Origin of the sequence: Paenibacillus violae (assembly GCF_032461945.1) — a bacterium.
GTDB classification, from domain to species: domain Bacteria; phylum Bacillota; class Bacilli; order Paenibacillales; family NBRC-103111; genus Paenibacillus_E; species Paenibacillus_E violae.
Genome location: NZ_JAWCUD010000008.1, coordinates 158264 through 179983, shown reverse-complemented (window position 1 = coordinate 179983; position 21720 = coordinate 158264). Strand labels below are relative to the sequence as shown.

At 37.6% G+C, this 21720-nt stretch carries 17 protein-coding genes; 1 reads left to right on the top strand and 16 read right to left on the bottom strand.

The annotated features are described in order from the left end of the window. Positions 1 to 291 precede the first annotated feature (291 nt). Positions 292 to 2697 carry a right-handed parallel beta-helix repeat-containing protein gene (locus RQP52_RS22150; RefSeq protein WP_315953870.1) on the top strand — a complete coding sequence of 802 codons (2406 nt, stop codon included), beginning with the start codon at positions 292 to 294 and terminating at the stop codon, positions 2695 to 2697. A gap of 54 nt (positions 2698 to 2751) precedes the next feature. Here the strand turns inward: RQP52_RS22150 and RQP52_RS22145 are convergent, their stop codons facing one another. From RQP52_RS22145 to RQP52_RS22070, 16 genes are all read right to left on the bottom strand, one after another. Beyond that, positions 2752 to 4863 carry a right-handed parallel beta-helix repeat-containing protein gene (locus RQP52_RS22145; protein ID WP_315953869.1) on the bottom strand — a complete coding sequence of 704 codons (2112 nt, stop codon included), beginning with the start codon at positions 4861 to 4863 and terminating at the stop codon, positions 2752 to 2754. A 275-nt stretch (positions 4864 to 5138) separates the two neighbouring features. Next, complete coding sequence (locus RQP52_RS22140) at positions 5139 to 6689, bottom strand: lipopolysaccharide biosynthesis protein (RefSeq protein WP_315953868.1); 1551 nt, start codon at positions 6687 to 6689, stop codon at positions 5139 to 5141. 26 nt (positions 6690 to 6715) lie between these two features. Continuing rightward, on the bottom strand, positions 6716 to 7903 hold the full coding sequence (locus RQP52_RS22135) for a glycoside hydrolase family 88 protein (RefSeq protein ID WP_315953867.1): 1188 nt from the start codon (positions 7901 to 7903) through the stop codon (positions 6716 to 6718). A 19-nt stretch (positions 7904 to 7922) separates the two neighbouring features. Further along, the gene (locus tag RQP52_RS22130; protein ID WP_315953866.1) at positions 7923 to 9104 is read right to left on the bottom strand and encodes a glycosyltransferase; all 1182 of its coding nucleotides are present in this window, start codon (positions 9102 to 9104) and stop codon (positions 7923 to 7925) included. 4 nt (positions 9105 to 9108) lie between these two features. Continuing rightward, complete coding sequence (locus tag RQP52_RS22125; RefSeq protein ID WP_315953865.1) at positions 9109 to 10308, bottom strand: glycosyltransferase; 1200 nt, start codon at positions 10306 to 10308, stop codon at positions 9109 to 9111. Between the two features lie 13 nt (positions 10309 to 10321). Beyond that, complete coding sequence (locus RQP52_RS22120) at positions 10322 to 11482, bottom strand: polysaccharide pyruvyl transferase family protein (protein ID WP_315953864.1); 1161 nt, start codon at positions 11480 to 11482, stop codon at positions 10322 to 10324. A gap of 12 nt (positions 11483 to 11494) precedes the next feature. Next, positions 11495 to 12532 carry a glycosyltransferase family 2 protein gene (locus RQP52_RS22115; protein ID WP_315953863.1) on the bottom strand — a complete coding sequence of 346 codons (1038 nt, stop codon included), beginning with the start codon at positions 12530 to 12532 and terminating at the stop codon, positions 11495 to 11497. Between the two features lie 2 nt (positions 12533 to 12534). Then, positions 12535 to 13725, bottom strand: coding sequence for a glycosyltransferase (locus tag RQP52_RS22110; protein ID WP_315953862.1), 1191 nt, complete (start codon positions 13723 to 13725; stop codon positions 12535 to 12537). Beyond that, the gene (locus tag RQP52_RS22105; RefSeq protein ID WP_315953861.1) at positions 13722 to 14468 is read right to left on the bottom strand and encodes a glycosyltransferase family 32 protein; all 747 of its coding nucleotides are present in this window, start codon (positions 14466 to 14468) and stop codon (positions 13722 to 13724) included. The genes RQP52_RS22110 and RQP52_RS22105 overlap by 4 nt, the downstream gene beginning before the upstream one ends. A gap of 189 nt (positions 14469 to 14657) precedes the next feature. Beyond that, positions 14658 to 16475 (bottom strand): ABC transporter ATP-binding protein, encoded by a 1818-nt coding sequence (locus tag RQP52_RS22100; RefSeq protein WP_315953860.1) that lies wholly within the window; start codon positions 16473 to 16475, stop codon positions 14658 to 14660. Further along, positions 16475 to 17647, bottom strand: coding sequence for a nucleotidyltransferase domain-containing protein (locus RQP52_RS22095; RefSeq protein WP_315954021.1), 1173 nt, complete (start codon positions 17645 to 17647; stop codon positions 16475 to 16477). The genes RQP52_RS22100 and RQP52_RS22095 overlap by 1 nt, the downstream gene beginning before the upstream one ends. Before the next feature lie 24 nt (positions 17648 to 17671). Beyond that, a complete protein-coding gene (locus RQP52_RS22090) occupies positions 17672 to 18127 on the bottom strand; it encodes a lasso peptide biosynthesis B2 protein (protein ID WP_315953859.1) in 456 nt (151 codons plus the stop codon). Continuing rightward, positions 18111 to 18419 carry a lasso peptide biosynthesis PqqD family chaperone gene (locus tag RQP52_RS22085; RefSeq protein ID WP_315953858.1) on the bottom strand — a complete coding sequence of 103 codons (309 nt, stop codon included), beginning with the start codon at positions 18417 to 18419 and terminating at the stop codon, positions 18111 to 18113. Before RQP52_RS22085 ends, RQP52_RS22090 begins: the two co-directional genes overlap by 17 nt. Before the next feature lie 3 nt (positions 18420 to 18422). After that, on the bottom strand, positions 18423 to 19352 hold the full coding sequence (locus tag RQP52_RS22080) for an HPr kinase/phosphorylase (RefSeq protein WP_315953857.1): 930 nt from the start codon (positions 19350 to 19352) through the stop codon (positions 18423 to 18425). A 108-nt stretch (positions 19353 to 19460) separates the two neighbouring features. Further along, complete coding sequence (locus RQP52_RS22075) at positions 19461 to 19595, bottom strand: paeninodin family lasso peptide (RefSeq protein ID WP_127455425.1); 135 nt, start codon at positions 19593 to 19595, stop codon at positions 19461 to 19463. A gap of 16 nt (positions 19596 to 19611) precedes the next feature. Beyond that, a complete protein-coding gene (locus tag RQP52_RS22070) occupies positions 19612 to 21558 on the bottom strand; it encodes a lasso peptide isopeptide bond-forming cyclase (RefSeq protein WP_315953856.1) in 1947 nt (648 codons plus the stop codon). Positions 21559 to 21720: the final 162 nt, after the last annotated feature.

Below are 21720 nucleotides of genomic sequence, written 5' to 3'. Positions count from 1 at the left end.
CGAACATTATATTTGCCCTTATTTTCCTAATAATATTTTCTTTATAAAGAACACAAAATCATTCAGTTACTCAACAAACATTATAAAGAACGATTTTATTACATATAATTCTTTATAAAGAACATTAATCTAAATTTTTTTTCCTTTTTCCATTCCATCTATGTATTAACCCAATTGTAGTTCTTTATAAAGAACGTGTCAACGATAAATATTTAGCGCTTGTTATTACTTCATTCGGAACTATTTCATCTAGTAAATCATACACTACTATAAAAGTAGATTGAGGTGATTATGATGATAAAAGTTAATCTGAGGGATCTAGATGACACAAATTTAACAGCCACTCTTCCTATGAACAATGACGTGTTGACTTATGACAGTACTCAATCAAGCTGGATTCCAAAGAAACCTTCTGTGGCGAGTGTTACCTCGAATCCATTTGTGATAGATTTGAACAGATGGAACATCAAAAATGATGGAACTGAGTCTACCACTACAACTCAAGGTATTAATGATGCATTAACTTGGGCAAAATCGCAAGGATTTAGTCATATTATTTTACCAAAAGGAACATATACATTAAAAATGGATAGTACTTCATTTTCATGCATTTACATGCAAAGTGATTTGCATTTTGAAATGGCTGATGGTTGTACGGTGCAAATAGAAACAAATTCCTCTCCTTGGTACAGAATCTTTGATGTCACAAATGTGAAACATGCAAAAATTTCTGGCGGAAAAATAATTGGGGATAAAAAAACTCATGTATATCAAATAGGTGTAAAGTTCATAAGAGGCGGAGTTAATTCCGATGGTTCACTAAATAGCAACCCTAATTTTATTCGCAGCGAAGTAATAGATAGATATTTAAACCCGGGCTTACTGAAATCTTTTAGATTATGGAGTATCAGCGGTGTAAGCGCTACAGGATATAATTTCTACCAATATAAAGACTCAATTTCTAGTAATTCTTTAGTTGGATATAGAACAAATGGACAATTCGCTCCTGCGGCTCCAACAGGACGTGGTTGGTTTGCAGATATTGATAGTGTTAACAAAATGTTATTTGTAATTGATATTACATCAACACCATTAAGTGACACTCAAATTGCTCAGATCAATGCAAAAATCGATAGTCAGGGTTACACCCATGAATGGGGACAAGGAATAGAAATAAAAGGTTCATTTGATATTGAATTAGAGAATATTGAAATAAACTACTGTACCGGTGATGCTATTTCAACAGGTTGGTTGGAATATAAAACTAATCCAGCTGATTATACTCAAGACCAGATGGGTTCAAATATTTATATTCATAATTGTGATCTTCATCATTGTAGACGGCAAGGTATTTCTCTTGGAGCATCAAACGATATAAGCATTATTAAAAATAAAATACATCATATTGGGAAAGCTGATGACGGAGTAACAGAAGATGGAACTGCACCTATGTTTGGGATCGACATTGAGTCCATGTGGTCAGAAACAAACATACCTACCTGGCGACCTGAATTAAATCAAGCAGGATTTGAGCTTAACACCAGAATTTATATTAGAGATAACTATATTTATAACAATAGCCGCGGACACGTAGTGAATGCGGATGGTATTAATGTAGTTTTAGAAAGCAACACTTTTGAAGGGTATAATATCGGTGGAATAAGTTCTTATCCCAACAATATGTATGTTAAATATCTTAATAATACTATGATTGGTTGTGAACTTGTTGTTAAAGGAGATAATTTCTTAAATGGCGCAGTTTGCTATAACGGTAATGTTAAAATTGCGGATATTGCTGGAGCAGTAATTATGAATTGTCAAATAAAGAATGGATTTTTTTACGGCTCAAGTGTATATGGATATTTTGGCACTCCCACGGTCGATGTTCCTTCAAGCACGTTCACTTATAGTTCGCCGCACGGAATGGGAAATGGTGCAAAGATTTCTTTTGAACAGTGGGTTGGTAAAGTCCCTACTGGCATCAGTGTGGATAAACTCTACTACACTTTAAATGTTAAAACAAATAGTTTTCAAGTATCAGAAACACTAAACGGTACTCCTGTAGCGATAACAGACAGTGGGATAACTGGGTTCAACATAAGCAGATTTAATTACGGCAGATGTTATATTTCAGATATTGTTGTGGAACGGGATTGGAGAAACGACAATACGTTATCCCCCAATTTCCAACTGATTCTGACAGGTGGACTCATTAGAAATGTTACTGTTAAAAACTATGAAATTGATATTCGCCCCCTTGCTAATTACGTAGGTAGACCCATACAGATAGATGGCATTACCCTTATTGAAGGTGGAGCTAACTTCGAAGGGTGTAATTTAATCAATAGTTCCTTTACCAGAAGTAAAACCGGAATTCTTGGTGGAGATATTTCTCTCGGAACGAATGATGCGCGCTATACAAGAAAATTAGTTGTCGATAACTGTACATTTCAAAATGTAGGCATAAACTTTAATGGAAACGTAACAAACAATCGCAGCACTTTTATCACTTCAAGTATCGGTAAAGCTGATAATGTCAACATGGCTGTCATCAGTACTAGCTATCTTGAAGATACAAAACTCAATTTTCACTGGCTCACACGTGATAAATCCATGACAATTGCAAGATGTATATTCAAAAATGTTACAGCAGACACTAACTCGAATACTAGAATAATCGATAACATTAGCCTCTAATTGCAATCAGAAAAGGGAAGATTGGGAAATCCCCCGTCTTCCCTTTTCATTTGTTTAATTGTTATCGTTAATATCGTTGGCCTTTAAACTAAAATTTGCATTTTCCAAAATATTACCGTCAATTGTGAATGCAGGTGCTCCAACTCCAGCATATATCGTAGATATCCCAATCGCTTCAATATTGGAGGTGATTTTATTACTTCTAATGGATGCCGATAAAATATCGTATGGCTTGTCTTTTTGCCAGTAATCATTCATTTTAATAATTTCTGTTGTTTTTGTAGTAATCCCATTCGCAACGATCACGTTATTTTCAATTGTGACCTTTTTAGCTGAATCTACAGAAATGGCAGCTGTATTTCCAGTCGTATAAAATGTTGAATTCGTAACTGTAAGATCCAAGTTCGGATTCCCAGCACTAAGTCCGCCATATCCAGTGAATGAGCAATTATTGAATGTATATTCTCCAGATTGCCCTACACTTGGTACTGCTTTCCCTCCATCATTAGGCCCTTTAAATACACAATTGTTGTAAGTCCCCGGCGGCAAATCCAATCCGTAGGTTGAATTGTAATCATTAACTATTAGATTATCAATAATATTTCCTTCAACCTTGCCACCTGAAACTGATCTTAATGAGGGGGCTCCATTGATTGTGATATTAGTCAAATGAACAGGATTTTGCCATATCGATAAGCCAGCATTTGAAGTCCTCTTTGTTATATTAATAACTACATCTGAAGCGTTTACACCAAATGGAACCGAGCTGCTGATAGCAAAGTTCGTATTTGTTACAGTCATCCCTTTAATATTGATATTGGGGCCTTCAAAATGCGTTAGTGAATCAGTCATCGTATTTCCAATAAACGTCACATCATGAGCTGCATAAATACTTGTACCTTCAAAATTATTATTTTTTATTGTAGCACCTGTAAACGGGGCTGACACTGCTAAGCCAATCGCTCCAGCAGAAGCTAACTGATTACCTTCTAGCGTCCCATCATTTCCATCGTAGAAAATAACATCGTATCTGCTATTATTATAAAATTCATTATTTTTTATAGTTACGTCTTCATTGATATATCCGTTATCTCCTGCGCCTCCCTCAACATCAATTCCTGCCATTGGAGCAGTTCCACTTTTGCCACCTATATCATGAAACTTGTTGTTTTGCACCAAAATATTTTTACCGCCACCTATGGTCAATCCTTGTCTGCGGTTAAAAGAAGATTCCGAATTCTGAACAGTAACATTAGTCGACTGTACCCTGTTCCATATCTCTAAATATTGTCCTTTTTGAATAGTCCCTTTAAAAGCAAGCCTAATGGAGTCGCTCCCGGGAGGAATAGAAATATACTCTCCTTGACTTTGATGTTTTGCTTTAGATATGAGCGTGCCATCAGCCTTGTAAAAGAAAATATCAAACTCACTTGAAAGATACTGCGCATTGTCAATGATAACAGCGTGTGTTAACTCATACGAAGGATGCGTAAGTTTCCAACTCGACTTGCTTCTGACTTTTGTCTGATCAGATATAAGTTTTCCGTTGTCGTCAATCCCCCCAGTTTCAAAATCCTTCGCATACAGATCCTGCATAGTACCATTTCCGCCGCCTACACAAAGCCCGTCTCCTGTAAAATTTAAAGTCTTTACACCATCAATAATTACATTGTAAGAACCTTTTGTAATAATCCCATATCCACTCTCGTGAGTGCCTCCACTCGAGTAATCATGAGTGTCCCTGTCGCCGCGGTATGTACCACCCTTAATGATTACATTCTTGACACCAACGTTAACTAACAATGTCGAATAATCTGCATAAGCATTTGTTTCTTTTTGAATTACAGCCTTATCATCAAGCCAAAATGTCATGTCACTGACCATGTTGATGCGTCCGCGAGGGTCCCATTGTCCATTGGTTCCTTTTGCTATGCGATACGTTCCTGCGGGAACTCTGAAAACAGTATATCCTTGCTCATGAGCCCATATAAGTGCATTATTTATTCCGTCTGTTGTTTCAGCCGCATGAGAATTATCATTATAGATACTCCACTTTTTTAAATCTAGCTCATACACACGCTCTTGATTAGACACAGAAAACGTGGTCTGTGCTTCTGAAGCACCAGGCCACGTTAAGAAGAAAAGCATGAAAGCTGACAATGCCATAAAAACAACCCTACACATTTTAAAATTTCACTCCTTATAAGATTATCTTAAACCCAAAACTGTTATTAAGAATCCTTGAAGCGGTTTAACTAATTTTCATTATTTACAAACTAAGATAATTTATAACCCCCTCTGTTTTTATAGAAATAGAAACGACACAAAGCGACTTCCTTCTTCTATTATACAAAAATTTGGAAATAATCAGGAAGTTCAATTAAGTCTAAATTTCGAAATATTCTTTATTAAGAACAATGATATAGTAATTATCTAGTAAGTTAATAGGTTTCTGTTCTACCTTTAGGCATAAATTTTTGCTGTAATCTAGACATTATACTTTTGACTATTCCCATTAAATATTTAAACTCATCACTTTTATGAAATAGGAGTATGTAAATCAAGTTAGGCAGGATCAAGCACGTAAGCCCTTTCATCACTAGCGTAATTATCGTATTTGCAACAAAAAAATGAGATGCGTAGTACGTGATCAAGCAAGTAACAACTCCTACTCCTGCATAGTAAAAATAACCAAGGAAATATCCAATTAGTGGTTTTTGGAATACTTTCTTATATACAAAATATGGCGTCGTCCAAAAAGGAACCATCATTGCACTTATTAATGTACCGATAAATACACCAGCAATCCCAATGGATTGAACCAAAATTATAGAGAATACAAGATTGACTGCAGCTTGAAATAATGGAACATACCTATCCTCATGAAATATTCCCGCTGTTGTTTTCACAGTTGTGATTGAGTTTCTCATTCCTCTTTCATAGAAGGTAACCACTAATACAACTAGTATCAGTTTATCCATAAGAAACTCTGGGCCGATCCATAAGGTTATAAATGGTTCTAGAGTTACAAATAGAATAATTGCAAACATGGAATATAACCAGAAATTAAGAAACATCGTAACCTTATATACAGAATATATTTTCTCTTTGCTTTCTTTAGCCACTAAATTTCCTACACTATGATAAATATTATTAAATATTTGATTAATAAAAGTTCTGCAAATTTCAATAAGCATATAATAGTTGGAGTATAACCCAACAGCCGCCACACTTACATAATAAGAAATAATAATATTATCAGTACCAAATACTAGGTAGGAGCCAATATTTTGCAAGATAATAGCCTTTATATTTTTGATCAGTTTATTCTTGGTCAACGCATCGATTTTCTTTGATATTTTCTCCTTTAAAAACGGGAATAACTTATTAGCAATTAACGATAAAATGACACTATTTATGATTGTTACGATACTATCAATAATTAAATACAATAGAAAGTTTTGAGTGGCATAAAGAATGCCTATTTTTAAACACATGGATAGAATGGATGATATTGAAAACAATCCTGTCACAATATATCCTTTTTGATTCACATTCAAAAATGAATTTTTATGTTGAAACAAATATGGTGTAACCGTATTTACTAAAAAAACGAGATAAATCAGATGAATATACTCTACCTTTGTATCTTTTACAAAATATGAAAGGAAAGGCATTATAGATAGCCCTAACATTAAGACAATTAATGCTATGGCTAGGTAAGCCTTTTTATATAATTTCATAAGCATCATGATCTTTTCTTTATCATTATCCGCGACAGGCTTATATAGATTATAAATAATACTGGAGCCAATTCCTGCCTCAGCTAGTGAAAGCATTGCTAAGATGTTTGTAAATAGCCCGTTAATGCCCAAGTATTCCACCCCGAGCGTATGAATAAAAACTGTTCGGGAAAAAAAACTCAAGAACGTAATAATAAGTTGATTACCTAGTCCAAAAGAAATATTGATAATAGAATTTTTTGTTCTCATTCCACAAATCCTATCTCATTTGTATTTTATACAACCTTAGAACTGTAATGAAAATTCATCATGCGAATACAGAATCCCTGTGTAAACGGTAATATGTTAAATAACATCGAATATACACCTATATCTTTTGTATCACCCTGAGAGAAATCGACCGCACCACTTCTTCTTGTTGCTTTCATTAAATAATAGATCGCTTTATTCGCGCTATCTAAACATTCTTCAGATATTTCTGTGATCTGTGAAGCATTGAGCATGAACCATCCTAATGTAGCTGTTGTTGAGGAGTCTGGTCTACTCTCTCGCCTAGTTACAGTCCAATTCCAATTACCTTGATCTTGTTGAAATTGAATAGCAGCTTTTGCGAATCTTTTGACACTTGTTTCTAAAACACCTTTATACACATGCTCTTGGGGTAGTTCATTCCAAGCATCTACGAGACCAATGGCAAACCAACCGAGGCCTCTTCCCCACCCAAACAATCCAAGAGGTACTTTGCTATTTATTTGGTAGGCATGGCTTGGTATATAGTGTCCTTCAAGCATACCGTGTTCTTCATAGGTTCTTATTTGCTTTATAGCCAACTCTATACATTCTTCATGGTCATATCGAATACCGTAAGCAACCAAAAAAGGGCAAATAAATCCGATAGTATCCACATACCTATAATCCTTCATGAATTTTCGATAGGTAACAGAGCCTTCTTCACCAATATGCTCTCTAATTAATTCCCATGTAGAGTCGAGCGCAGCCTTATAGTGATCTATCTCGACAAAATCTAACTTCATAACAGCGTAAGCAAGTATAGCCGCATCTACATGCTTTGGTTTATTTATCCAAGCGCCTTGTTTATTAAATTTTGAATCCAAGAACCTTATAATTCCTTGTTTAATTTCTTTATCCGGATTATTCTTTACATACCCAGCCAACCCTAATAATAGAGAGGCTTCTTGCCAATATTGAATGGCATTCTTGGTATAGTTCCCTTGTAGCATATCGATTGCAACTAATCTCGTCTGGTCGGTCACTTTTATCTTGGGGGTCGATTGTAACCATTTTATTCCTACATTAGTTATGGACTTATTCCATATCTGTTTTTCTTGAAATCTTCCGATATGAATCCGACTTAACCAATCCATAAAAATAGGAATTACATCAATTAATATAAAGATTCCAACTATCCCTAAAAATAAAAGTCCTATTATTTGAAGAATCATTGTTTTCTGTCCCTTCCGATCAATTAAACAACGCATAAAGCTTATGGATTTCATCCTCAGTGCCTAAATGTTCATTAGATAAATTAAATTTAAATTGATGTCTCAAGTCCTCATTATCAATTAATGTTTTAATTCCCTCACTTATAGATTCAGCGGTCATATCTACAATGATTCCATTTTTAAGATTATTAATTTGATCTTTAGCCGTGTTAAAATTAGTTACAACAATCGGCTTCTGTAGAATCTTGGCCTCATCGATGGCAATTGATTTCCCTTCAAATCGGGATGTTTGTACATAAATATCGGCCTCTTTCATGTAAGGATAAGGATTCTCCTTAATGCCTAAAAGTATGAAAAGTCCTTCTAGCCCCTGCTCTTTTATCATTTTTTCGAGCTTCATTCTTTCCTCTCCCTCGCCAATGATATACCATTTCACAGGATACCCGGCCTGGACAAGCATTTTGCACGAATTAATTGCAAGCTCAAAACCCTTTTGATAATTTAATCTTCCAACGGATACTAGTTTAATCTCTGTATCATTCATAGCTATCTGCTCTTTTGATAATTTGCGAATAGCAGTTGGAGATACAATATTATGCATCACTTCTACCTTATGGCTGTGCATCGGAAACCTTCTTTTAAGAATGTTGCCACATTCTTCTGATACGGTAACCACATGATCCAACTTATCAAAATAAGGCTGATCTAGAGTAGGATCCATACCTAATTTGTCATAGTCATTATGAATAAAGCCAATTCTATTGGCAGCGTTGACTTTATCTATACAAAAATAAATCGGATTTTTTTCAAGGTATCCGATAGCAACATCATATTTCATATTTATATCTTTTAATGATTTCGATATGTATTTCCAGACTCGCTGTTCACATCGAATCTTATTTTTTTCACTCTTATAAATGGCACCAGCTAGGATTCTATAAAGAGCAACATCCAATTTCCCATTTTTAAGGCAGTCTAATACTGCCGTTTTAATAGGCATATCATAATACTTATATTCTGGTGGTTCTGCTAACAGGTTCACTTCCTTGGGAATGTTACTCAGAAAGAGCCCTTCATGTTTAAGTAAAAATAGATCGACATCGTATTTGGAGTAGTCTATGGTCTCCAATAATGAAATGAGTGCTTTTTCGGCCCCACCACACCATAAATTGTTCATTACAAAAAGCACCTTTTTTTTCATAACATCACCTATTTATGATTTCGTATAATTTCTCGATTTCTTCTTCCGTACCCAATTGCAAATTCGCAAGATTAGTGGTTAGTCTTTTTCTAAGATGACTATCCTTAATTAACTTTTCAACTCCATCTGCCATTGCAATAGCATCCATATCTACAATTAATCCATCGATTTCATCATTTACTTGATCCTTAGCTGTGCTGAAATTTGTAACAATAATTGGTTTGTTCAATATTTTGGCCTCATCAATAGCTATAGACTTCCCTTCAAACCTTGATGTTTGTGCATAAATATCAGCTTGCTTGATATAAGGATAAGGATTTGACTTTAAGCCCAGTAGCTTAAAATTGTTCTCTAGATGGTTTTCTTCGATTAGCTTCAAAAGCCTTTCCTTTTCTTCACCATCCCCAATGATATTCCATTGTATCTTGTAACCACGATCTACCAATAACTTGCAAGACTCAACTGCCAAATCAAAGTTCTTTTGATAATGTAATCGGCCAATGGAAAGAATGATAATTTCGTCTCCATGCTTTTCATATACATCTAGGGCATCTGGTGTTGCCATTTTATTAATGATTGATGGAGATACTATATTGTATATAACTTCTACTTTATTCTTTTGTTTAGGAAAGCGCTTCTCAAGAATATGAGCACATTTTTCCGAGACGGTAACAATATGATCCAACTTTTCAAAATAATCATTGTCGAACCGCGAATCCATTCCTAGCTGATCATAGTCGATATGAACCCAACCTATTTTTCGTTCCGCGGCGACCACTTTATCCACACAAAAGTATGTAGAGGTTTTTTCTAGGAACCCAATAGCAGCATAATACTTATCCTGTAAGTGCTCCAACGATTTCGAAATATTTTTCCAGCTATATTGTTCTTTTTTTGCTCTATTTCCCGGAAACCTATTCTTTATAGAGAACATCAATCTATTATATGCTAATCCACCATTGCCTCTAAGCAAAAATTCCTTGACTGAGTGCAACAAAGGTAATGAAAATAAATGATAGGTTTCCGGTAACGGTAAAAGGCGTACCTCACTTGGAATAAATTCCATAAATATCCCTTCGTGAGATAATAGAAACAAATCTACTTCATAGACCTTGAAGTCAATTCTGTTTAGTAAAGTTACTAAACTTTTTTCTCCGCCACCTGCGGCTAAACTAGGCATAACAAAGAGTAATTTTTTTTTCATTGTATACCTCTTTTTATTGAACTAATTGATCTAAATACTCAACAGCTTTATAGGACATTTGCTTGATGCGCGGAATCGATACTTGAAGAGTCTCTTTGATTGTTTCTTCTTCTCTAACCATTTCATCGAATTTAGAAATTAAGCGTAGGCTATTCGAGATTTCTTCGATGCCTAAGACCAACTTTTCTTCTCCAAAAATATCCTTGGCTATGCCCTTGGACTTTACGCTGTATCCTAGAACCATCGTTGGTACAAAGTTGGAATAAGCTGCTATTGTTGCATGTGTTCTAGCTCCAATAAAAAATCTCATTCTTGATATATAACCCTTGTACTGAATGGCATTTAGATGACTCGGCAATAAAATCACCCGGCCGGTATGCTGAAACTCCTCATAGTACTTCTGAAGAATTTCATAATCATTATTTCCATTTTCCATCACATGAGGAGTAAGAGCTATGGTCATATCAGTTGTTTTCAGAATATGGGTAATGAGATCCCTAACTGCAGTTTGAGATTTCTCATTTTTCTTCCACACCAAAGGGCTAAAGTTAAGACCAACAGTGTTTCCAAGTTGCCACCCGCTAGGCAGCTCTAGTTCTTCCTTCTCCATTGTGAATGCGGCGTCAGCACATAATTTGACGTTATTCAATCCCTTGCTTTTTAACATTTGATAAGTCAACGTTTCTCTAGCAAGAATGAGATCAAACAACTTTAAGTCTTCTAATTTCCGGTATGACATATCCTCCTGACCTATCGAACAGCCCCATAAGACTAACTTTTTGCCTTGTGCTTTTACTCTTTTGTTAATTTCATACCAGCCAGGTTGTTCACCATAACAATAATTATCCCCACCGATGGAAAGGCAAATATCCATTTGAGGAATATGCTTAACAATGTTATTGTGGATTTTTCCAAGTGCATACGATTCATTGTTAAAAAGCTTTACGTTAACTGATGAGAGAAGCCACTCATACGAATATCTCTTAATAGAACGAGGCGATCCGTCATAAATCCCATCTACTTTGGAAAGGATACGATCCGTCTCCGGTTTCCCCGAGGCCAAAAATACCTTTGCTCCTTTCATTTTCTCTTTAATAATACTAGTCGAAGCGCGAACAATTGCCTCACAACCTCTATTCAAACTGCCATCATGAGCAAACATCATAATCTTCATGTTTTGATCTCCTTAACTTGATTTATTTCTTATTCGGCTGTAAGTCGTGGCGCAATATAATCCAATGATTGATTTCCTTCGAATCATATTAAGGACAAATTTTTCATACCTACTTAAAGTCCCGTAGACTTCATTGTAGTAAAATGGCAAGGCCTCTCTAACATAAGGATTTTTTATCATATCACTTACATAGCCTAGTCTTTTGCTGATATTTAATTCGTTTGATGACTTTAGATATACATACACATAAGACATTACACTATGAATTAATTTGATCGACTTTAGTTGCTTTAGCCTTAATGGATTCACAGCCCCCAAAAGCGCTTCTGGCATGGCAAGTGTATACACTTCTAATGCTCTGCTGAAATAATCCTTTTCCAAAATGTTTCTAGTCGCACTTCCCGCCACTTCACGGTAATGATATCCGGTATAATCGATATACATTACACTGCCGGCACGGCTAAAAAATTGCATATTAAACATGCCATCCTCACCTAATGCAACTTTCTCCGGAAACTTTGCTTGTGAGTCAATAATGGCTTGGCGTTTATAAAGCTTGTTGCATGCTGTATTTAATTGATCAGACTGCAAGAAGAAAGGTAAGATGTTCTTCTCAATATATTCCCTTGGATGCAGGGTATTGGTTGGAAAAGGATACCTGGTTATAACCTTCCGTCCCTCAATCTCACTTTCAAAATTCGAAATAACGACATCATAGCCACCTTCATGAGCTGATCTATACAATGTCGCATACATGTCCTCTTCAATATAATCATCCGCGTCAACAAATCCGATATATTCACCGGCAGCTTCCTCTAGCCCCTTATTTCGAGCCATACTTACACCTTTATTCTCCTGATGAAACAATTTTATTCTTGGATCATGCTTCGCATAGTTTTCAATCATTTGCCCGCTTTGATCTCTGGATCCATCATTAACAAAAATAAACTCACACTCCTGTAATGACTGACCAATAAGAGAATCCAAGCAATGATTCAAATAATTTTCAGCGTTATAAACAGGGATGACTACACTTACTTTAATATTCATGTCTACATCACCCCATACAACTTTTCTAATTCGTATGTGTTACTGTAGTCTTGATTCGTAATATGATTAATTAATTTGTTTCTTAGCTCATACTTCTTATAGAGACGCTCTATTCCAGCTGCTATTCCTTCTATATTAAGATCACAGATAACCCCATCAATACCATCCTCGACCTGACTCTTCGCGGTGGCATAATTCGTAATCAAGATAGGCTTACCCAAAATTTTCGCTTCCGTTACGGTGACTGCCTTGCCCTCATACCTGGATGGCTGTACATACAGATCACAAGCTTTTATGTACGGGTACGGATTTGTTTTCTTGCCTAATAGGGAAAATTGGTCCTCTAATCCATTACTTTCAATTAACTCCTTTATTGCAACCTCATCCCCACCGTAGCCAACAACGTACCATGCAATATCCTTATAACCTTTATCTTTTAAAAGCCTTAAAGCCTTAACGGCATTATCAATTCCTTTGGCATGTGATAGTCTAGCTACGGTCATTAATTTAAATCTTTTATCATTCATCATAGGTTCAGCTGATTCTTTATCAGCCATCATTTTAATAAAGTCTGGAGAGGTAATGTTTTCTATGACGATTACCTTATTTTCTAATTCCCCATACTTGGATAAAAACGACTCCTTACATGCATCCGAGACGGCGACAATGTGATCAAACTCTCTCCACATTTCCAAATCCATCTGTACGTTTGTTTCTACATTGGAATAGTCGGTATGAATCCAAGCTATCTTCTTCTTTGCCTTAATTTTGTAGGCTATAAAATAATGAGGCCATAAATAACTGATTGCCACATCGTACTCTTTCTCAATCTGAGGTAAATAGGGCAGCGCATATTTCCACATCAATTGCATTTGGTAATATCCCGGCTCAGCTACCCTGCTAATTCGCCGAAAAATCTCCGCATGTAACTTGGATAGGACTCTTGAGATTCCGATAGCGTAATGTCTATCCTGAAAGGTCTCTCCAATTGATTTTCTAAAAGTGGTGTACTGCGGGACTTCATTTAATAAATTGGTTTTATTATTAATTAAGTTCATAAACTCACCTTGATGTTTGTAGAGCATTAAATCAATCTCATGCGAGTTATAGTCAAACTGATCAAGCATGCTGACCAGACTTCTCTCTACTCCCCCTACTTCCATATCGAAGGATGCAATTAATATATTCTTCATTGGATCCTCCTGAGAGCTTCCCTCATTCTTGCGATATTGTTGCCACCAATTACTTTGGCCAGCATCCATTTCATCTGACCTTTAAACCGTGCTTTAGGCGGTAACCAGCTCTTATAAAAATGATGCATGGCATAAGTATTATTGGACATAAATGTTCTGCAGTTAATGTAATCATAGGGGGAAAAATACGTTTGAGGATAAAAAGTGCCAACTTCGCTTATCTCTTGATAAAGGCCATTGGGCTTAACTCCCCAGTCTCCTAGTATCTTCGTTATCAAGGCAACGTTGGTTAGCGAGTCAAAGGAGCCATCTTCCCGAATAAAGTTCTTATGCTGATAGGAATCCATAAAAACTTTGATTAGCTTATTTTCTTTTGCAGCCCCGATCGTACTCGTTGCAATAAAATTTTCCTGCTCAAACCCCCAGAATGACTCATGGTGCAGTAGGTCATCAAAGGATTTGAACACTTCAACATCAGTGTCTAAGTAGATTCCACCAAAGTGATATAATGCAAATACCCTCACATAGTCGCTAACGAATGCAAATTTACCTGCTTCATAAGCTTGCTTCACATAGATATTTCTGTTGACATCAAAGTTGCTTTCATTCCACTCTATGAATTGATAGTCAGTTAAATAGTTATGCCAACTGGCTATGCATTTTTTAACGATTTCCGGCCGTTCATTTTTGCCAAACCAACAATAATGGATAATCTTTGGAATCCTGTTGCTTTTATTATTCAAGGATATTGCCCCCTAGATCATATAAATATTCCAGAGCCTACTACTTGCCCTTCATTCGTTCTTTATAGTGAACTATTGCACATGAATAATGAATGTCGTAATGAGGGGAATTGATGATGCCTTGTCTTTCATATCAATTGTAGTTCTTAATAAAGAACATGTCAATGATCCTGATTATTAAATTTAGATTTACGTCGCAGTTGTCGTTTGCAAGTCTGTCAATTGATTTCCTAAAAATTTTGCAAACAGCCCATTTTTTTCTTCCGCTAATTTGTTAAATCCGCCACTTTGAACGATTCTACCTTGATCCATCACAATAACCTGATTCGCATTTCGTATCGTGGACAATCGATGAGCGATGACAATAATGGTCAGCTTTCCTTGAAGCCGATCCAACGCTTCTTGAATCTTCGTCTCATTCTCCGTGTCTAACGAACTGGTCGCCTCGTCCAAGATCAGGATTGAAGGTTTTCGTAATATGGCTCGCGCTAAAACAAGCCGTTGCCTTTCTCCACCCGACAATCGAATGCCTCTGTCTCCAATGAGTGTATCGAGCCCTTGAGGAAGTTTTCTAACAAAATCTGCCGATGCGGCGAACTCTAAGGCATCCCAGAGCTGCTCCTCTGTTGCATCTGGAGCGATCATTAGCAGGTTTTCACGTATATTTCCATTAAAAAGGAACGGATCCTGGGGGACATAACTGATCGATTTTCTCAAAGATAATAAATTCGTACCTGTAAGGGGAACTCCATCCACAAGGACCTGCCCTTTCTCCGGCTGCAGCAATCCCATCAGGATATCAATTAAAGTACTTTTGCCTGCGCCGGATCTACCGACGACTGCTGTCATTTGATTAGAGTGAATTCGCAAGTTAATATCTTGGAGTGAACGAACCTCTTCATTGCGATTATATCGAAAAGACACATCACGGCATTCGAGGTAATTCTCAATATGAATTTGTTTCACATAATTAAAGTCACGGTTCTCTTCTTTAACTTCCCTGGACGCTCTACATTCATTTTGTAAAGCTTTCAAAGATTTAAAAGCAGGAATTGCCGTGGCGATTTGTTCGAGATTCGTCTGAATACCTTGAAATCGAGGCCAAAGCCTAAAAAACACGAGGATAATTAACATCAGCTGCTGTCCTTGTGTATGGAAGAGCATAACGGAAGCGTAAATAAAAACGGCAATAATGACTGATGACGAAACCTTGAAGTACAGTTGAGAATTAGCACTTATTTTAGCCGCTGCAAACCGTTCCCGCGCGAATTGGTGACACCAATCTACCATCCAGTTACGGCGTGACTCCTCCAGCATATTGCTTTTAATGTCCTTGATTCCATTGAAGTGATCCGTGATTCCTCCAATATAACTTCTCCCGATCTCCAAAGACTGATTTCCGATCTTGTTTGCTTTTTTAATAAAAGTACGAGAAAAGAATGAGACAACTAGTCCGCAGCATAAGACAAAGATTGTTAATTTAACGGATAACCATAAGGCAATCCCGACTTGGATCAAAGTAAATATAATGGATGTCAAAAACTGCATAAAAACATAGGATCCCGTTGTTACTTGCCCCAACTCCCCAGTCAAAGAGTTAATGAGATCCGATTTTCTTTTTTTAATGAAAAAGTCCCAGTTCGCTTGAAGTAAGGCGTTATATGTCTCTAATCTTACGTAATTAATAAATCCGGTATGGATTTTGATATCTCTAAGGTTGAGATTCCGCTGAATCAAACTTTGTCCTGTTATTAGTACAATATACGCACCTACGATAATGATCAGCGATACTGACTTTGGAAGCTCATTCAACCATTTAATGATGCCTAGATGGGAGCTCCATCCCGTATTTATGTCCATGATACCGCTGATGCCCAGCAATGGGAGCAGTAAGAAAATCCCCATACCGTCAAGGAAACTGATAAGCATCATTGCCAGAAGGTTCACGTATAAAATTTTACCCGCGTAGCCATGCAGTTGTTTGATAAAATAAAAGAGTTGTTCCATTACACTTCTCCCTGTGGCAAGTTACGCTTCAATTTTCTTCTCCATGCCCATAAGACAGGACGTAAAGGGAAGTAGAGGAACTGCAACCGTTTAGGCAACGGCAGCGTCTCGGCATCTTCCGGGTACGGATAAAAGAAACTCATGACGAAAAGTATCTTATGCGGAGTCGGCATTAGTGAAAATAAATGGCGTTTATGATAATTAGCCACATGCTCCGGCAAAGGAGGCGTATGAAGATTAATCATTTGCCCAATATAGAATAGTGCATCAGATGCTAATTGTTTAGCATTCTTGGATGCAGTAATTGATTCCAGATCCTTTGTTAACGGAGTATGCAGAAGTTGTTTAGCCAAAATAAGCGCTTGTGCACCAATGTGGAGTTGCCTGAATTCTTTTAGCAGCTTATAGAGCTTAGGGAAGTCTAGGTTTTGCCTGGAAATTCGATCGATATCGGCCAACCAGCGGAGTCGGGACCATCCATGACGAGCCCCATGTGCAGCAAGAAATAAAAATAAATCCTCTCTCCCTAAATAATAGACAGGATTACTCGTAATCGTACTTATCCGTTTCCGTTCCCACAATTCATCGAAAGCAGGCTCTTTTCCTGGACCTGGGCCTAGTCTCCAATGCAGCTCGAGGGTAACTCCCGTAATTTCGTGGATATAGGTGACATGGTGATGTCTCCATTTCCAATCATTCAGTATCGTCTTGTATTCCTCTTCCTTCACGTAGCCGTATCCTTTGAGCAATTCCTCTGCTTTGTTCAAATCTTGCATGGGAATCAGGATGTCTAAGTCGCGTGATGTTCTAAGGGATACATCGCCATAAAGATCAGCTGCAAGAACAGGTCCCTTCAAGACGATAGCGCGGATATCCGTTTCGGAGAACTGCTTACAAAGATCTTCCATCTGTGCGCTCAAGCGCAGCATATTGAAGGTGTTACTTTCATAATCTTTTTTCAGAGCATGCATGACTTTCAGCGGAATCCCTACTTCATTTATTTTCCTAAGATGGTTAAATAGGATAGAGAAAACCCGATGATGTCTTCCAAGTGCTAGGAATTTATCCCAATCGATATCCGTTATTTCTACCTGATCCTTTCTCATGATGGATAGCAATAAATTCAATTCATCAGAAAAAGGCGCCGAATCCAAACGAACATTATTGTCCATCATTTTAATCTGCTCCTTCATTATCTACCGACTGATATATTTAGCAAATTTACCAACAACAGCATACCGTTCCATGCCATCTGCTCCGGTAATATAATAGGGGCCGCTGCGGAGCCATGCGTGAGCTACCATTTTGCCAGACTCGTCTCTACCGGTCCCAAGATACAGCGTGCTTTCAATGTGACGCTTTTCAAGCATTTTTAAAGCAGCTATAGCCCTAACCAAACATTTACTCTCCCAGAACGTATGTCGACTCATAATCTGAATCGCATCGTGAACTCTGCTCAATGTGGCCTTATTAAGTAAGGTTTGGCTATTCGTCGTTTCCTCCATCTGGGCGCCTAACGAAGGTGCAAGCCTAGAAAAAGGAATGAAGAGTAGCAGACGTGCCCACCCCAAATAGATATAAGCTTCTATAAATAAAAGCATTGTTTTCGTATCTAGTGAGAAAAAACTTCTAACTTTATTCACGATGCTCATCGGCTCCAACTTGAACCAAACCTTCTCCTACCATATGTTCTAAAAAAGATATCACATGCTGCTCGCACTCATTTTGGTCCACATCATATTCCAGCATTAATGTAGAAACTAACCGCCCAATGGATATAGGATTTTCAATAGAATCCCATATTTTGCCACCAATTTCCCCTAGGTTGTAATACTTTCCGTTCTGAACACTTAGCATGACTTTTTCACCGCCCATATCACTGACGATGTTCCCTTTTCCTTGATATACACAATCTTGCAGTGAAATTGTTTCATGATTAATCATGGTTTATTCCTCCAAATGTAATGTTTCCAGGATGGTCGAAACCAATTGAGGAGCCGTAAAGCTGGATACTGGTCGACTTAATTGAAACATTTGAATATGATGCAGAATGCTCGCAGATGTTTTGAAGTGCCAATCGACTAATCCTAGACCAGGAATAAAGAAATTGCGATAGGTGTGATAAAATAGAGGATAGAAACGGTCGAGCTTTTCAATAAGACGAATTTCTACCTCTTCATTCTCTGTTTTCACAAGTTCAATCACGCCGGCGAGAGGTAAGGATTCCGTACAGTAGCTAGTGGATACCGGGATATAATATTTATCCACTCTGCCATATAAAGACTGATAGTTGCTGGATACCAAACCAAACTTGGTAAGACTATCTTCCCATAGCTTCTGTTGTGGATAGGATGGAGTAACGTATGGAATGTTATCATCTGACAACGTGATTGCTATCACATCATCACTTAGAAGCTGATATCCTCGAGTTATGAACGCTGAAGCTAGCGTTGACTTCCCCGCACCTGAATCCCCAACAATCGCGTAAGCCTTACCATTGATTGCTAAGGCACTTCCGTGCAGCGGAAATATCTTTCTCTGCATCAAAATCGCACCCATGCATGTTCCAAGAACAAGAAGTCGAATCTCGCCTTCTTCTACTTCTTTCATCGGTGAAACCGTGATCCTCTTTCCATCCTGGATAGAGAAGGTAGCTATTTCAGGGATATGAAACATCGTTAAATTCTCTTTAACTAGAAATTGATTGGGATCTTCGGATACCTCAAAGTATAATGGCGTGAGATCCGGGTCAATAAGTATTTCAATATCCGCTACTTCTTGCTGCTCACTCACTTTGATTAATTCCGGCAAATCCATATCGCTTGATATGGTTAACCCGAAGGCTTTATAGATAAGTTTTTGTTTGATTTCTAACATTATTTCACTCCATTATTACCATGATTATGTTAAAGCCCCTATACTGTCTTGATGTATAAGGGCTTTAACATATGTAAGAAATCTAGTTAGTTTTAAGCTAAGCCAATCTTAGCTCCATGTTAATTGGTCTTTAGGCGTCCCTGTAGGGTAATTATGGTCGAGGTGATTCCCGTTTTTAGGATCAAGCATTGTCATGTTTACATTCAATACTTCCAATTCCGGTTTTTTCCATTCTTTTTTCATATATATTCACCTCCTTTCAAGCAAATTTTTTCATGTATCTGTATAGGATTAAACTGCGCATTAAAATCTTATAATCAGCATCGGTCGCATATTCCGGGACAGCCCCAGCTTCAACCTTTGCCAACGCAGCATTTAACACATCACCATCTAAATAGCTCAAGATTCTATCATCCTTGCTGAGTTGTTTTAACTCAGCTTTATATGTATCCCAATGTGGGATCATTCGATGAACCCAGTCAGCACCTTGAACCCCTCGATAATGCAGATTTAGCCTAACTTTATCCGGTAATAATTTTTCTGTAGATCTTCGTATAAGAGACCGATCAACACCGTTTTGTACATATTGTTCTTCAGGTACAGAAAGGCAAAATCGAATCACCCGTAAATCGTTGGTTGGATCACGCTGCCATAACGAGTAACGTAATGACAATTTTGCCGTCAATGTGTTTGTCGTATTCCAGTGGAATACATCCTTGAAATGCCTTCTCCTTAGTTCATGCAGATTAGCATTGGAGGAAAACCAACCCGTTTGGTCTATCCCATAGTCTTTTAGTCTATGAAACACATTCGTTCTTTTAGCTAAACTCGGATTAATAATTCTCGGAAATATATAAGGTTTATCCTCTGTTGGAAATATCCGGTCGATGAATGGGAAGGCAACTCTTACCACTTCCGGAAGCCTCCGCAGCCTTGACCCTCCCACTTTACTACTGTAGTGATGCAGTTCCTGTACAAGACGGAACCACTTCATTTTCTTTAAAAGAAGGGCGTAATGCTCATAAGCGGATCCCCAGGATATGCTCAAATTCCCTCGCGCACCGCTTAATAGCACGCCAATTCCTTCCTCCTGCGCTTTCTCAAATATTCCTTTAATCCAAAATGAGTTTTCGAAGTATTTATATGGAAGCTCCGTTATTTCCAGAAAATCATCAATTTCTGTATACGAGTTTTTACCCTCAAGATCCAAGTAATGATCGTTAATTCCCCCCACATGCTGCACAGTCGAATGAATAAAGGGTCGTTCATCCGCCATTAAATGCCTGGGAGTATAATCTTTAAAATCCTTGGGAGGGATGTAACTAAATGTATGCAATCGTTTGGCATTCTTGCTTAGAGCATTAGCAGCAAAACTGACAATGGAGCCTGAATCTAATCCGCCGCTTAATTGAGCACCGACCCCACGGTTCGTCCGTAAACGTGATTGGACAGCTGTTCGAAAAACATCTTGGAAAGCTTCTACGTATTCATCATTTGACTTCAGTTTTAACCGTTCTCCCGCAGTTAGCGTGCAATATCTCGTAAGCTTTATTTGCCCGCCGGCAATCGAGATGCTGTGAGACGGTAACAATTGTTCAATATGTTGATACGGTGTTATTGAAGCATCTACCGCTTCAACCACAGCAGAAATAGCCAAATATTCCGCCAGCCATTGTTCGTTAAGTTCCTTCTTCACATAGGGTAGCGTCAACAAAGGCTCAATGGCCGTGCAAAACGCAAAGTGCTTTGCATTAGAGTGAAAATAAAGCGTCCGGCTCCCCGAAAAATCCCGAGCGCCAAAAAGCGTTTGCTTCCTCTCGTCCCAAATCATAAAGGCAAAATCGCCAATCAAATGCTTCGGAGCATCTTCAGCCCATTTGTGATAAGCCAGCAAAATCAGCTCACTATCCGGTATGCCAGCTCTCCGGTCTCGCTCTATTTGAAGTTTCTCAAATAATTCATCTCGGTTATCAATGATCGCATCAGCGGTTATCGCTAACTTTCTATTCTGATCATAGTAGGGTAATCGTTCACCAATCGACTCTGGCGTGATCCACTGTGCATGACAGCCCAGGAAGATCTTCTCATGGTGCCATACCTGAACATCGTCAGCTGGATATTTCTCTAAATCGAACATCATACGATGACCATGTTCCGTATTTATCGGTTCCTGATCATAATGGAATATCCCGGCGATGGCACTCATTTTCTACCCCACAGTACAATTAGTAATTGATATTTCACTGCGTTGTCGTTCTTTTTAAAGAACGACTGAGTGAACGTATGCCTTGCACTTCTTGTTTGATAACCCGTCTTACTTTTCATTTATTTGACCACTTGTCGTTCTTTATCGAGAACAATTTCAGGA